Annotated in this window: 14 protein-coding genes; 10 read left to right on the forward strand and 4 right to left on the reverse strand. The window is 45.2% G+C overall.

The annotated features are described in order from the left end of the window. Nucleotides 1–3: 3 nt before the first annotated feature. The 4 genes from ON006_RS24540 to ON006_RS24555 all read right to left on the reverse strand — a co-directional run bounded on the left by ON006_RS24540 (nt 4) and on the right by ON006_RS24555 (nt 4,534). A complete protein-coding gene (locus ON006_RS24540; RefSeq protein WP_244822663.1) occupies nt 4–2,910 on the reverse strand; it encodes a PVC-type heme-binding CxxCH protein in 2,907 nt (968 codons plus the stop codon). Nucleotides 2,911–2,987: 77 nt separating this feature from the next. Continuing rightward, nucleotides 2,988–3,857 carry a sugar phosphate isomerase/epimerase family protein gene (locus tag ON006_RS24545; protein ID WP_244822664.1) on the reverse strand — a complete coding sequence of 290 codons (870 nt, stop codon included), beginning with the start codon at nt 3,855–3,857 and terminating at the stop codon, nt 2,988–2,990. 81 nt (nt 3,858–3,938) lie between these two features. Continuing rightward, nucleotides 3,939–4,298 carry a YraN family protein gene (locus tag ON006_RS24550; protein WP_244822665.1) on the reverse strand — a complete coding sequence of 120 codons (360 nt, stop codon included), beginning with the start codon at nt 4,296–4,298 and terminating at the stop codon, nt 3,939–3,941. Between the two features lie 32 nt (nt 4,299–4,330). Then, complete coding sequence (locus ON006_RS24555) at nt 4,331–4,534, reverse strand: hypothetical protein (protein WP_244822666.1); 204 nt, start codon at nt 4,532–4,534, stop codon at nt 4,331–4,333. 202 nt (nt 4,535–4,736) lie between these two features. Here ON006_RS24555 and lipB point away from each other — a divergent pair, with 202 nt between their 5' ends. From lipB to ON006_RS24605, 10 genes are all read left to right on the forward strand, one after another. Continuing rightward, a complete protein-coding gene (gene lipB, locus ON006_RS24560) occupies nt 4,737–5,450 on the forward strand; it encodes a lipoyl(octanoyl) transferase LipB (protein WP_244822667.1) in 714 nt (237 codons plus the stop codon). 13 nt (nt 5,451–5,463) lie between these two features. Next, nucleotides 5,464–5,877 carry a hypothetical protein gene (locus ON006_RS24565; RefSeq protein WP_244822668.1) on the forward strand — a complete coding sequence of 138 codons (414 nt, stop codon included), beginning with the start codon at nt 5,464–5,466 and terminating at the stop codon, nt 5,875–5,877. Nucleotides 5,878–6,069: 192 nt separating this feature from the next. After that, on the forward strand, nt 6,070–6,804 hold the full coding sequence (locus ON006_RS24570) for a 3'-5' exonuclease (RefSeq protein WP_244822669.1): 735 nt from the start codon (nt 6,070–6,072) through the stop codon (nt 6,802–6,804). A 66-nt stretch (nt 6,805–6,870) separates the two neighbouring features. Continuing rightward, the gene (rnr, locus tag ON006_RS24575; protein WP_244822670.1) at nt 6,871–9,243 is read left to right on the forward strand and encodes a ribonuclease R; all 2,373 of its coding nucleotides are present in this window, start codon (nt 6,871–6,873) and stop codon (nt 9,241–9,243) included. 65 nt (nt 9,244–9,308) lie between these two features. Then, nucleotides 9,309–9,680, forward strand: coding sequence for a GxxExxY protein (locus tag ON006_RS24580; protein WP_244822671.1), 372 nt, complete (start codon nt 9,309–9,311; stop codon nt 9,678–9,680). A 99-nt stretch (nt 9,681–9,779) separates the two neighbouring features. Continuing rightward, a complete protein-coding gene (locus ON006_RS24585) occupies nt 9,780–10,676 on the forward strand; it encodes a 3-keto-disaccharide hydrolase (protein WP_244822672.1) in 897 nt (298 codons plus the stop codon). 89 nt (nt 10,677–10,765) lie between these two features. Further along, nucleotides 10,766–11,773 (forward strand): phytanoyl-CoA dioxygenase family protein, encoded by a 1,008-nt coding sequence (locus tag ON006_RS24590; RefSeq protein ID WP_244822673.1) that lies wholly within the window; start codon nt 10,766–10,768, stop codon nt 11,771–11,773. A 119-nt stretch (nt 11,774–11,892) separates the two neighbouring features. After that, nucleotides 11,893–13,548, forward strand: a complete 1,656-nt coding sequence (gldG, locus tag ON006_RS24595; RefSeq protein ID WP_244822674.1) for a gliding motility-associated ABC transporter substrate-binding protein GldG — start codon at nt 11,893–11,895, stop codon at nt 13,546–13,548. A gap of 103 nt (nt 13,549–13,651) precedes the next feature. After that, complete coding sequence (dnaN, locus tag ON006_RS24600) at nt 13,652–14,776, forward strand: DNA polymerase III subunit beta (RefSeq protein WP_244822675.1); 1,125 nt, start codon at nt 13,652–13,654, stop codon at nt 14,774–14,776. A gap of 191 nt (nt 14,777–14,967) precedes the next feature. Continuing rightward, nucleotides 14,968–15,342, forward strand: coding sequence for a BlaI/MecI/CopY family transcriptional regulator (locus ON006_RS24605; RefSeq protein WP_244822676.1), 375 nt, complete (start codon nt 14,968–14,970; stop codon nt 15,340–15,342). Nucleotides 15,343–15,344 lie beyond the last annotated feature (2 nt).

Raw genomic sequence — 15,344 nt, forward strand, 5'->3', positions numbered from 1 at the left:
CTTTCACTTGAAATTCAAAAGATAACCCGTCAAATCTGCCAGGTCCTGCTCATTCAGGCCCAGCGCGGTGGGTTCCGGCATGAGGGATGAAGGCATTTTCTCCCTGCTTTTTATCTGGTCAGCCTTAATGGAATGCTGCTGCCCGGCGGCGTCTTTAATTACCACATTCGCGCCGTCGCTGAGCAAAAATCCAAAGTATGTCTCTCCCTTTTTAGTAACGATCGTGTAGCTTTCATAGCCAAAAACCATACTGGCCGAGGGGTTGACAATAGCATCGAGCAGTCCTGCTTTATCAAATTTTTTGTGGATTACCGTCAAATCCGGGCCGATTTCGGCTCCATTGGTACCGTGCTTGTGACAAGCAGCGCAATTCGTAGCGAACAATTTTTCACCTTTGGAAGGATCCGCGCTCATTCTTGCTATAAAATCTGTTTTCAAAACTTTTCCATTTCTCGGGAAAAACTGGCTTGCTACTACACGTACATTCTGATCGGGATTTTTGAAAATAATCTCGCTTACTGCCTTAGCGATCGTGTCGGGCAGCTGCCCCTGTACCCGCATATCTACCAGCATATTTCCGCCGTTGACGTCCGCTGCCATTTTTCGTCCATTACCTATCCGATCGCCCATTGGCTGGTTTTTGTCGGCGACTTTTCGCCTCAGTTCCAGCATTTTCTGATACGCCGGCGTGACGACGACCGCATTCTCTTTTTCCCAGTTCAACAGGTCGGCCCAATCATTGGATTTCCGGAAATTCAGCCACCACGAAGCCTGCGACGCCACATCAGGCAAAGTCGATTTGGACAATGCTACCATCGCTTCCGCCGCTTTTTTATCTTTTATAAAACCGATGGCAGTTAATGCTTTTCTGCGTTCGGTTACCGCCACTTTTGCAGAACCTGCCCTTAGTTTCAAATCATTAATCGCTTGGACGGGGTGAAGTCGCCAAACCAGATTTGCATGTTGCGGTTTCCAGTATTCGGGATCGGCTTTAAATGTTTCTCGCACATTTGCATAAACCTTCGCTTCTTTTCCATCCGATGCAGTACCAATCGCTTCCAGCATCCAGGGGTCTTTCCCGTCGTAATTTTTGATGAGCTTTGAAATAATGGAATATGATTTTGTGAAATCAACGTCCCTCAATGCAATACCTACTTCGCGACGAACAGCGGGGTCAGCATCGCCAGCCATTTGATCCAAGTAGGCGGTCGCTCCATTCAATGCTTTTAATGCGCGGAAAGCCGTTAAACGATGCGATTCATCGGCGGATAATAACAACTTTTCCACCTCTCCCTTACCTTTTTCACCCAGCTGAGAAAGCAACCATATAGCCCTGGCCTGATGGAATGGATTTTCGGCTGTCAGCAATTTCTTTACGTCTTCAATCACAGGTTCTCCGTTTTTTCTCAATCCCTCAAAGCCCAACGCCCGCACATTCACCGCCGGATTTTTCAATGCTTCTATTAATCCGTTTGTCGACGTGAGGTCAAATGTCGGGACTGTCAGTTTTTTACCTTTTGGAGTAATGCGGTAAATTCTTCCGTAGCCTTTTTTATCCTTCATCCCATGCCCGCCCACGATCGGATCGTACCAGTCCGCAATGTAAAGCGCACCGTCGGGCCCGACGGCCACATCGGACGGACGAAACCATTTCCTATAATCATTATCCGTTTCGTACCATTCATATCGTTCCGATGCTTGGGGAAAAGAACTGATCAGATCTCTTCTTTTAAGTGCAAAACCAGCACCTTGCTTTTCAGGTTTGTAGGCGAAAATCACATTACGGCCAGCCTCGCAGCTTAGCAATGTACCTCTGTAATTCTTACCCAAAGCATCACCTTCATAATACACAATGCCCGTCGGCGAGCCCGCACCCGTGTTGTCGCCCGCTGGCATCACCCCCGGATCTTCCTGGTGCCAATGCGTTGTAAAAATGTCCTGCCCTGGTCTGCGGTCTGCCTGCCAGTAGCGGGTTCCGTCCGCCGAAAAGTACCCGGCATTACCGTTTTCCTGCAAAAAAGAAACCCTGCAAGTGATCACCTGGTCGTCGTTATCATTCTGCCACATGTTGCCGTAGCTGTCGAGGCATACTTCATAACTATTCCTGAAATTGTGGCCCAGTACTTTCAGTCCCGTCCCGTCCGGGTTGATACGCAGAGCGAGCCCACCTACCCACACACGACCATCGTCCGATTTCTGATTTCCGTTATTGGACTTGTTGTATGGCGTTCCTCCTGTGTACAAACTTCCGCTTCTGAGCGTCCAGCCACTTTTGTCCGTCACATGGTGCGGCCCAGCATTGCCTGTATTGAAATAATAACGTCCGTCCGGCCCGGTTACCAGCGAATGCAGTGAATGGTCATGGTCAAATCCGCCAAAGCCGGTAAGTAGTACTTCGCGGCTATCGGGCTTGTCGTCACCGTCGGAGTCAGTATAAACAATGAGATTGGGGGCGCAGGAAACTATGATTTTATTCCCGATCACGGCTATACCCAACGGTGCAGTTAATAATGTGTCTTCTATGAATACTTTGGAGGATTCTGCTTTTCCATCCCCATCGCGGTCTTCCAGGATCATTACCCGGTCACCTTTTTGCTTGTGGCTAAGCCGCTCCGCAGGTTTTGTGTTAAAATCCCTATAATTCACTGCCTCCGTAATCCATACCCGCCCCTTGGCATCAATGTCCATATTGGTCGGATTGAAAAACATCGGTGCTTCCGCCCAAAGCGTGGCTTCCAGATCGTCGGGGAGGTATAGTTTTGAAGAGTCTTCGATGGAAACCAATGGGGTACCGGACCGCTTTGGAAGGTCAGGTTTTGGGTTTATCAAAAACAAAGAAGATAAGGACAGCAACACTGCCCCACTGAAAAGTAGGCCGAATTCAGGCGATATGGTTGTATTGAAAGTCATAACTAAGGGTGGTTCGAGAGACTTGCCAGGTTTATTAATAAGACTTGCCAAGTTTCCAAAACTTGGTAAGTCTCGTTTTATTTAAAAGAAAATAATCCTTCGAGATACTTCCTGTTTTGCTGGTAGCATTCAATGATATCGGCACCTTTCGGCGTGGCTCCTTCGATCTGCATCCAGCCCCGGTAGTCAATGTCTTTCACCATTTTAGCGATTTTGGGCCAGTCTAGCGTGCCTTCTCCCAGGCGTTGGCCATTTTCTTTTATGTGGAGTTCACAGATCAGATCTTTACCGATCATCGGCACTTCTTTGAAAACATCATTGCCGGCATCAGCAGCATTGCGGAAATCGTAATATACTTTCACAGCTTTGGAACCCACACTTTGAATGATGTCTAAATGCTCCTGAGCCGTGAGGTAAGACTCTATCCCCAGTGTTATGCCTTGTTTTTCGGCGTGAGGCGCTACTTTTTTTAGTCGTGCTATTACTGCTTTTTTGCCTTTTTCATCATTCCGCAGATCTCCATCAGAAAAGAAAGCCAGCAAAATCACCTTGACATTCAATGTCTTGGCAGCATCCACACTATTCCAGACCCATTCTTCGGTCTTGGGCTCTGATTTATAAGGAACGCGATTGAGTTCTCCGATCGCCAGGCTGGAAACTTTTATGCCTGTACGCGCGGACGCATCTTGGATGGATTGTAATGTAGCGGGAACAGATAGACCGGCATGATTTTGGCCGGAATTGTAACTTACCTGAATGCCTTGCAGGCCTATTTGCTTGGCACGATCGAATGCTTCGGGATTAAGGCTTTTACCGACTGACCAGTCGCAGGCGCCCAATTGCAGCTTGGGAGCGGGCTTGAAAAGCAAACCGGAAGATGAGGCAGCCGCAAACAGGGCTGACTTTTTGATCATCTCCCGACGATTAATCGCCAGGCTGTCGTTCATGATTTACGGAGTTTAGGATCTGCTGTTTACTCTTTAAATATGTAAACAAAAAGATTCTACTTATCCGCAAATCCGTAGTCATCACTTGCTAAATGCATCTTCAATGTGACGGATCTCTGTCTGCCCATTGGTGAAGATCAAAATAGAAACAATGTCGAACCGGACGTCGAAATGCCAGTCTTTGTCATAAATGTAATTTTCGGCCGCCCGCATGACCAGCCCGGCTTTGGTTGCATTGACAAATTCCTCGGGCATTCCATACTGAATTCCGCTCCTGGTTTTCACCTCAACGAAAATCATCATTTTACCTTTTTTGACGATCAGGTCAATTTCGGCATGCCGGTACCGGTAATTTTTTTCTATTATTTCAAATCCATTTTGGATCAAAAAGGCCGCAGCCTGCGCCTCTCCCCAATTTCCAGTATCATTGTGTGTAGCCATTCGAACATTTTTTGAAGTCTAGGGAAGTTCTTTCAATAACTGAAAATTGCTTCTGCATCCCGGGCTTGTAGTGATCCCTTTTTAATCTGATGCATTTCCCCGACTGCTTCCTTCACATCATCCGGTACTTTGGCCTGATACGGCGAGAGAGGTTTTGTTTTAACAAATGGAAGTCTTTGGAGAAGCCCCATTACGAAGGCTGCTTTATTGTCCTGAATATCCAGTATTACTTTCATGATTTTCTATCTGAATTAGTTGAAGAGAACATTTCAGTCATTAATTCGTGTTATCCTTGTGGGAAGCCTTAAACTTGCCTGTTAAAAAGGTTACAGAATTGCGTGACTGAATTTTCTACGGATAATCATTAGACGTAAGTTGTCTGGAAAAGTCTCTAAATTTTTTATCAAACGTAAAAATACGTTTACATTTCAAACATAAATGAATACCCTCATCAATAAACAGGTGCAATTCCAGGATCTGGGACTGATTGATTATCAGGAGGCTTGGGACTATCAGGAGAAGATTTTTGCTGAGACGCTTTCCATTAAAACCGGTAACCGCGGCCTTGATCCCGAAGATCAAAAGCTGACGCCCAATTTTTTGATTTTTTGTCAACACCCACACGTTTATACTTTGGGAAAAAGCGGAAAACCGGATCATTTGCTTCTGGCGGAGGAAGATCTCCCGGAAAAACAGGCCAAATATTATAAAATCAACCGCGGCGGCGACATTACCTACCACGGCCCGGGCCAGATCGTCGGCTATCCGATACTGGATCTTGATAACTTCTTTACGGATATTCATTTGTATATGCGGACGCTGGAAGAAGCGATCATTCTCACACTGGCGGACTATGGCATGGACGCGGGACGAATCAAAGGCTTGACCGGCGTGTGGCTTGATTATGAAGCGCAGATCAATCCGAGAAAAATCTGTGCATTAGGCGTAAAAGCCAGCCGCTGGGTTACCATGCATGGTTTTGCGTTGAATGTAAACACGGACCTTACCTATTTTGGTAACATTGTTCCATGCGGAATTGAGGATAAAGCGGTAACATCCATGTGGAAGGAAGCCGGCCATGAGTTGGATATTCAGGAAGTTTCGGATAAATTAAAGTATCATTTGGCAGCGTTGTTCCAAATGGAATTGTAAGTAGTAAAATTCAATGAAAAAGGATATCATATTTCACCCCGTGAAGGGGATACAGGTTGCGATTGTACGAAGTAACAATGAGCCGGACAGTGAGGAATGGAATGTAATCGTCATCAACCGGAATGATGAACCGATCACCAATGTGTTTGTAACGTCTAAAGGATATAGTAACAGCGAGTCAGGGACTAATTCTGAGCAGCGGACTTCTACATTAAGGCACTTTTTTGCAGAGGTCAGCCCGGGCGGGCATGCGGTGGTAGAACCGATCATGCCGGACGTTTTTCACCTTAATAATGAATTCTGGGTAAGCTATTTCATTGGAAACCAGATATACGATAAAAAGTTTATCTTCGTGCCAGACAGTATCATAGAGGCTCATCTGACCCATATTGAACCGCTGGGGTTGAAGGGGGTTTTGCATGAATGACAAGGCTAGGTTATTTTTTAGTCGTAAATGGTCATATTTAGTCATGAGTCGTCATTTTTAGTCATGAATGGTCATTTGTTGTTAGGCATCAATGACAATAAATGACAACTCCTGACTACAAATGACAATCCCTGACAAGACATGACCACGCTTGACTATAATTGACGATCACACTAATAAACTGTACACACAATGACCGACGAATTTCGAAGACGTGCCAGGAACTTTCTGCTTCTGGATATTGAGACCGTAGCTGCATTTAATTCTTATGACAAGCTCCCTGAGCGAATGCAAAAGCTTTGGGACAAAAAAGCTGCAAGTCTGAAAAGAGGCGATGACACGCTGACCAACGCTGAATATTTCTACGATCGCGGTGCCATTTATTCCGAATTTGGCAAAATCGTCTGCATTGCATTCGGAGGTTTTTATTGGAATGACGCTGACGAGATTGCATTCAAGGTCAGCAGCTTTTCGGGAGACGACGAAGTAGTGTTATTGAATCAGTTTAAGGCATTGATAGAGAAATACCCTGCCGATCAACTGATCCTTTGCGCCCATAATGGCAGAGAGTTTGACTTCCCTTTCCTTTGCCGCAGAATGCTTATCCACTGCATTGAGATCCCGAAAGCCTTACAGATTACCGGAAAAAAGCCCTGGGAGATCCTGCATCAGGATACAATGGACCTTTGGAAGTTTGGCGATTACAAGAGCTATACCTCGCTCGATCTGCTGGCAGCGGTTTTTGACATTCCCGGTAGTAAAATTGAAATGAGCGGCGACCAGGTTACAAGGGTTTATTGGGAAGAAAATGATCTCGCCAAAATTTCCCGATATTGCAGAGAGGATGTGGTGGTACTGGCACAGCTTTATTTGCGATTACATTGCTTTCCGACAGTGAAAGCAGAAAATATTGTCAGGATCGAGTAAATTAAGGCTGCACCTGACAAATTCAGCTTCGCAGCATTGCGGAGCATTTAATACAATTTAGAATACATGAAAGATAAAAAATTTAAGAATAAAGTTGAAAGAGAAAACAGGGAGGCCAAGTCTCCTCATCATATTGTTTCTTATATCGATAACCTGAAAGCAGACATTGCTGCTTTCTTCGACCTGAACAGCGAACACACATTTCGCCCGTTCGATGTCCATGACCATTTTGGGGTACAGGACAAAAAAGTCCGTCATTTAATCAACGAAATCGTTCACGAACTGGAAGAGGCCGGAAGGCTTGTGTACCACCAGAACGGAACATACCAGGCCGGGCCGAACAAGCCGGTAAACAAGGGATTGACCGGCCGCGTCGACCGCGTTAACAAATCCTTTGCCTTCGTCATTATTGAAGGCCGGGAGGATGATATATATGTAGAGTCTGAATTATTGAATGGGGCCTGGGATGGTGACATTGTCAGCATTCAGCCTTTGACAAAAAATAGTCGCGGATCGAGAAACGGTCGCGGCGATTCTGGCAAAAACCGCGTTGAAGGACGGGTTACAGATATCGTGGAGCGTTCCAATGCTGATATAGTAGGGATTATTGAGGTAAATCCTCGGTACGCTGTCGTTCAGCCGGACAACAAGAAGCTTTTTGATCCGATCTTCCTCGAACCGGAGGAAATTAAGGATGCGCAGCACGGGGATAAGGTGATTGTGAAAGTAACGCAATGGCCAACCCGCAGAAGCCAGGCGGAAGGAGAGATCGTTGAAGTACTTGGAAAAGCGGGGAACAATGATGTGGAAATGCATGCTATCCTCGCAGAGTTTGGCTTGCCGTATCATTTCCCTGAGAATGTGGAAGCGGAAGCGCAGAAAATCCCGGACAAAATTCTGAAAAAGGAGATTGCAAAACGAAAGGATATTCGTGATGTACTGACGTTTACCATTGACCCGGTGGATGCCAAAGATTTTGATGACGCACTGTCCGTCAGATATTTGGATGAAGGAAATGTGGAGATAGGCGTGCACATTGCTGACGTGTCACATTATGTACTCCCAGGTACTGAGCTGGAAAAAGAGGCTTACAGACGAGCAACCTCGGTTTATCTGGTTGACAGAACTGTACCGATGCTTCCTGAGAAATTGTCGAATAACCTCTGCTCACTTCGTCCAAACGAGGATAAACTGGCGTTTTCCGCGATTTTTGAAATGGATCCGAAAGGAAAAGTTTTGAAACAATGGTTTGGACGTACCATTATCCATTCTGACCGTCGGTTTTCTTATGAAGAGGCGCAAGCGGTTCTGGATTCAGGCGAGGGCGATCACCCGGGCGAGCTTCAAACGCTGAACAAACTGGCTAAGATTTTAAGAAAAGACCGCTTTAAGAACGGAGCAATCAATTTCGAGACGCCGGAAGTACGTTTTCGATTGGATAAAGATGGTACGCCGTTGGGAATCTACCAGAAGGAGCGTCACGATTCCAATAAGCTGATCGAGGAGTTTATGCTTCTTGCGAACAAACGGGTAGCGGAATATGTGTACGCATTGTCCAAAGGAGAAGTGAAAAACACGATGGTGTACCGGATTCACGAAGCCCCGGACCCCGACAGACTCAAAACATTCGCCACATTCGTCGCTAAGCTGGGCCACAAATTGGAAGTGGACGAAGAAAACAAAATTGCCAAGTCGATGAACAGTATGCTGGCCGAAGTAGAAGGTAAGCCGGAGCAAAATCTGATTGAATCACTGGCCGTGAGAACCATGGCGAAGGCGCGGTATAGTGTCGAAGACCTGGGGCACTTTGGCTTGGCTTTCAAACGCTACTCACATTTCACATCCCCCATTCGCCGGTACCCTGACGTAATGGCGCACAGGCTGTTACAACATTACCTGGACGGCGGCGCTAATGTCGATAAAGAGGTTTACGAAGCGGCATCGAAGCATTCGTCCGAACGCGAAAGACTTGCGGCTGAGGCCGAACGCGCTTCTATCAAGTACAAGCAGGTCGAGTTTATGAGTATGATGGATCGCGACAAGGAATTTGACGGTATCATTACGGGTGTTACCGAGTTCGGGATTTTTGTAGAAATAACCGAAACTGCCTCCGAAGGTCTTATCAGGATGACTGATCTTGGTGACGACTATTATGAACTTGAAAAGGAGAATTACCGGATCGTTGGCCAGCGCACGAAGAAAATATATACGTTTGGTGATACCGTGAAGGTAAAAGTGAAGGATACCAATCTGGCACGGAGAAGTATGGACCTTTACCTGGCCGGGACAGTTCCGTCACCAAGTCGCGACAATAATAGCAAAGATTCCGGCAGGAGGTCACGCGATACAAAACCCAGGGAATCACGTTCTTCGGGCAGGAGCCGCAAACCGGCTGGTGCGGCTTCATCGTCTCCGAAACCTAAGAGGCGGAGGCGATAGTAACAGATTCATTTTAGTTACCAGATTCATTTTTTGCCGTCTAATGTATTTATCTAATTAGACGGATGGAAATAATATACAAAGAGGAATCCTACGAGATCATCGGTAAATGCATGGAGGTGCATAATGAATTGGGTCACGGCTTCCTTGAAATCGTTTATAAGGATGCGTTGGAAATTTTATTCAACCAGGGTAATATTTACTTCGAAAGAGAGAAAGAATATCCGGTTTATTTTCGCGACATTTTGCTCAGACATAAATTTTGGGCGGATTTCGTTGTTTACGAGAAGATCATTCTGGAAGTCAAGTGCGTAACATACCTTACCGACGAGCACATTGCTCAAACCATCAACTATTTAAAAGTTTCTGGCAACAAGCTTGGGCTGCTAGTTAATTTTGGACGAGGTAAGTTAGAATATAAGCGATTGGTACTTTAAGTTTTAAAGCCACGGATGCACGAATTTTCACGAATACATTATTGTGAATTCGCGGCCGCCGCTGCGGTGCATCCGTGGCAAAAAAATCTACTAATCCATATGACGACTCCAAATTTCAAGCTCCTGCTCCTTCTACTCCTAATCTCATTCGTTTCCAATGCCCAAAAAAAAGCCGATAAAGAAGAATGGCAATCGCTATTCAATGGAAAGGACCTGACAGGCTGGGACATTAAAATTGCGGGCCATAAGGTGAATGACAATTATAAAAACACATTCATTGTGGAAGACAACATGATCCGTGTGAATTATAAGGAGTACGAACGCTTCACAACAGAATATGGCCATATGTATTACAATAAGCCATTTTCGCATTATAAAATCCGTTTACAATACCGCTTTACCGGCAATCAGGTACCAGGCGGCGCGTCCTGGAATGTGAGAAATAGCGGCATCATGCTTCACTCCCAATCTGCTGCCAGTCTCGGGCTAGATCAGGATTTCCCTATTTCCCTTGAAATGCAATATCTCGGCGGATTGAATGCTGGCGAACGCACAACAGGCAACCTCTGCACGCCCGGTACCATTGTGGATATCGACGGTAAGCTGGCTGAGGCACATTGCATTAATTCCACATCTAAAACATATAATGGCGACCAATGGGTAACCGCGGAAGCCATCGTTCTGGGCGACTCCATTGTTTACCATATGATTGAAGGCGACACGGTCCTGGTGTTTACCAATCCGAAAATAGGCGGTGGATATGTTGGGAAAAACCACACTTTCAAGGATGGCAAGGTTGGTGGTGAAGCCGAGTGGATCAAGAAAGACAATACGCCGCTAGGAAGTGGCTATATAGCACTGCAAGCTGAAAGTCATCCCATCGACTTTAGAAATATTGAGCTTTTGAACCTAAAAGGATGCATGAATCCGAAGGCGTCCAACTATAAATCTTACTACCAGGTCGCCGATAACACTACCTGTACGTTTAATAAGTAATTGTCAGACACATAGCTGTATCGATCAGAAGGCGTGCCAATTTCGCTATATTTGAATATGTTGCCCAAACTCTAATCTCTATACACCTTATGAGTATTATACAGCGCATCAAACGCAAAACAGAAGTACTGAAAGACAAGTACTTCCCGCTCAAAGAATTCGATGCAGCGACACTGCCATGGATAGACAAGCCTAATCCGGACATTGCCGGATTTCTAAAAAAGAATCCTCCCAGGTATGATGTACCTTACGACATGGCCGATAAGCTGAGAAGCTGGGAGCAAAATGGTTATGTTGTCCTTGAAAAAATCATCCCTGAGGCTATGATCGATAAATTCTGGGGCGATTTTCAGGAGCTGGTCAACAATCCCGACAAATACGACCTGTCAGTAAGAATAGATCTGGATGAATTTAAGCCCAACCAGGAAAGGAACATCAAAGATTTTCCCAAAAAAGCGTTGCAAGGCAAGTATGTGAAGATCAACGACTTTCACAATTCTTCGGTGGCTGGCAAAAAACTGATGACGCATCCATACATTGTTTCTTTTCTGGAAGCTATTTTCAATCAGAAAGTGGTGGTGATGCAAAGCCTGGTGTTCATGTACGGAAGCCAGCAACCATCTCACCAGGATTATCCCTGGGTTACCGCCAAGATTCCAAGTCACCTTGCAGCGGCATGGATTGCTTTGGAAGACATTAAAATTGATTCTGGCCCACTGTACTACTACATTGGCTCACACAAAATGCCCAAGTTTAACTTTGGAAGCGGTATTTTATTCAAACCCGATTCTACCAAAAGTCCGCTCGAATTTGCAGACTATCTTGATAAAAAAGGACCTGAAATGAATTACCCAAAGGAAACTTTGCTGATCAAAAAGGGCGACGTATTGATCTGGCATTCTGCTTTGGCACACGGTGGCTCAATGATCACCAACCCTGACCAGACCAGAAAATCGTTTGTCTGCCATTATTCTACAGAACAAGCACTTCCATTTCACCGTAATTTTCCGGCACAAGTCCCTGTCAAACAAGACTATAATGGGATAGCTATCTACAATAACCCTATTTTCCCGCAGTCAGAGGATGTATTGAAGTAAGGATTAATAACCAATTGATTTTTGGATTTTTATATTTTTGCAAAAAAGTGGACGTTAATGCTGTCAAACAGAATCGTCCATTTTTTGTTTTATCCATCTCCTGACGGTTCCCGTAACCAATGAAAAATACCTTTATTCGGTTTATACTGCTTATAGTCGTTTTGGCCGGGGTCAACTGGTTGGCGTCGCTCCTCTTCGTAAGGCTAGACCTCACGGAGGACAAACGTTACAGCATTTCCGACGCGACCAAACAGCTTCTCAGCGAACTGGATAAGGATATTGTCATTAATGTATATCTGAGCGGTGAATTTCCGGCCGGTTTTGAACGCCTTGAAAATGCGACACGCGAAACCCTGGAAGAATTTAAAACCTACGCAAACGGCCATTTAACCGTTAACTATTCTGATCCTTCGCAAGCCACGAGCGAAGAGCAAAGACAAAAGCAGTTCGTTAATCTCGTCGACAGAGGTTTGACACCCACCAACATTTTTGACAATGAAGACGGAAAGCGTACAGAAAAAATAATATTCCCAGGTGCGATCGTTCAGGCGGATACCTTGTCGGTACCTGTTCAGCTATTAAAAGGAAACAAGACCAGTTCCCCCGAAGAGCAGCTCAATCAATCCTATGAAGGTGTTGAATTCGAAATTGCTTCCGCTATCCGGCTACTGAACAATCAGCAGCGGAAAAAAGTCGGGCTGGTAGTGAGCCATACCAAGATTTCACCGGCCAGGCTAAGTGATCTCATTGCCACCATTCAGCAGAATTACGACGTTTTTCTGGATATGAACAATCCCGCGTCTTATGAAGGATTGGACGCATTGCTGGTGCTCAAACCTGACAGCGCCTTTTCCGACGATGACAAATTCAAACTCGATCAATATGTCATAGGCGGCGGAAAAGCAATTTTCCTCGTTGACGGCGCGAAAGTGGATAGCGTAAGCCTGGACGGAAGTTATGCGCAGCCATTGGATCTAAATCTGAACGATTTGTTTTTCAAATGGGGTGTCCGGGTTAATACCAATTTGGTAAAGGATCTTGTTGACTGCGCCGAGATTTTGCTGAATGTTGGCAACGTAGGCGACAACCCGGAAATCAGGCCGGTACCCTGGCGCTTTTTTCCATTACTCAATAATTTTGGCCGCCACGTCATTACACGGAACGTGAATCCCGTTTATACCCGGTTTCTGAGCACTATCGATACCGTAGGCGGCGCTCAGGCCGTTTACAAAACGCCATTGCTAATGACGTCGCCTTACACGCAGGTTTTGAATACACCGGCTTTGGTGGGTTACAATGAAGCCCGCAAAGAACCACAACGGGCAGAATACAATGGCGGTGTCAAATTAAGTGGAATATTATTGGAGGGTTCGTTTACCTCTTTATTTCAAAACAGGATTTTACCAAGTGACCCACGTTCCGCCAAATTTAAACCAAACGGAAGCGGTGGAAAAGTGATCATTTGCGCCGACGGCGACATTGTCGTCAACGATTATGATTATAAAAGGAATGCCCCACTTCCATTAGGTTATGACAGGGTTACAAAACAAACATTCGGAAACAAAGACTTTGTGATGCATGCGCTTGATTACATGACGGATGCGAACGGTTTGATCAACGCAAGAAGCAAACAGATCGTAATCCGTTCATTGGACAAAATCCAGATTCAGGAAAAAAGAAAGTTCTGGCAATCACTCAATTTATTGCTCCCAATCGCATTGATCGGAATTTTCGGAGCATTAAGATTCTATTTTAGGACCCGAAAATTCGCTTAGAGAAGGCTGCTTCGTCGGTAATTTTTTATACTTTTGTTCCCTACAAAATGATTTTGGGAATCCGTCATTTATATTTTTCATCTAAACACTTACATCAAGAATTATGAAGTTTGTCGTTTCGTCATCAGTTCTACTCAAACAGCTGTCTGCTATAAACGGTGTCGTTTCAACGAACCCAATTGTGCCAATTCTTGAGAATTTCCTGTTAGCACTCGAAGGAAATTCTTTGACTGTTACTGCGTCCGACCTGCAAACGGTAATGATCACGGAAATTGAAGTGGAATCGTCAGAAAAAGGCGCCATTGCAATTCCTGCCAAATTGTTACTCGATACACTTCGGGGACTTCCTGAGCAACCTATTACTTTACAGGTTAACAGCGAAACTTTCGGTACCGAGATTATTTCGGACAATGGACGTTATAAGCTTTCCGGTGAAAACCCGATCGATTTTCCTAAAACACCGGCTGTGAATCGTGGCCAGTCAGTTGATTTTTCATCCTCTTCGTTAGGATCGGCCATCGCCAATACGCTTTTCGCTACCAGTACCGACGATCTTCGCCCAGCCATGACGGGGGTTTTCGTTCAAATGGGAACCGAGAATGCAACATTTGTAGCAACTGACGGACACCGTCTGGTTCGCTACCGTCGTACGGACATTAAATCTGACATGGATACATCGATGATCATTCAGCGTAAAGCGTTGAATCTCCTGAAATCATGTCTTCCTTCGGACGATGTTCCGGTTAAGGCAGAGTTCACGTCTTCCAATGCATTTTTCAGTTTTGGAAATATCCGCATGATCTGCCGCCTGATCGACGAACGCTTCCCGGATTACGAGAATGCGATTCCGACCAATAACCAAAATACGCTGACGATTAACAGAATGGAAATTCTGAGTTCGCTGAGACGTATCTCTATTTACTCCAACCGCACTACCCACCAGGTAAGGTTGAAAATGTCGTTGAATGATCTCGTGATTTCCGCGGAAGATCTTGATTATTCCAACGAAGCCAATGAGCGCCTGATGTGCGAATACAATGGTGATGATATGGAAATTGGGTTCAATGCGAAATTCCTCATCGAGGTACTGGGTAACCTGTCAAGCAAGACCATCACTTTCGAACTTTCTGCACCAAACCGCGCCGGATTGATCATTCCTGTTGATCAGGAAGAGAACGAAGATATCCTGATGCTGGTGATGCCAGTGATGCTAAACACGTACGTTTAGGCTTCAAATTATTTATAAACGGAAAAAATCCAGCTGGTATCCAGCTGGATTTTTTCGTTTATAACGCACTAGCACATAACATTTTAACAAATTTTAACGTTAATTACGAAAAAAATCGTAGTAGAATCTTGCAAGTACGATTTTTTTCGTAGACATTTGATACGAAGATTATCGTACTAATAAAATCTGCCATGTATATCAAACCCACCGACTCTGAACTTGAAATCCTGAACTACTTGTGGCAGGCTGGTCCAAGTACCGTTCGTTCAGTTCACGATGCCCTTTCCGTCACCAAAGATGTGGGTTACACCACCACTTTGAAGCTCATGCAGATCATGCACGACAAAGGCCTGCTCTACCGAACCGAACAAGGACGCTCGCACATTTATGTAGCCCTTCTTGGTAAGGAAGAAACGCAACAAAATCTTTTGGGGAAATTGGTCGATACCGTTTTCCAGGGCTCGGCCGCTCAGATGGTCATGCAGGCACTAGGGAACCACTCGACCTCAAAAGAAGAATTAGACGAAATTCGTGAGTTATTAAATAACCTGGAAAATAATCGTTAGCC

Source organism: Dyadobacter pollutisoli (assembly GCF_026625565.1).
In the GTDB taxonomy this organism is placed as follows: domain Bacteria; phylum Bacteroidota; class Bacteroidia; order Cytophagales; family Spirosomataceae; genus Dyadobacter; species Dyadobacter pollutisoli.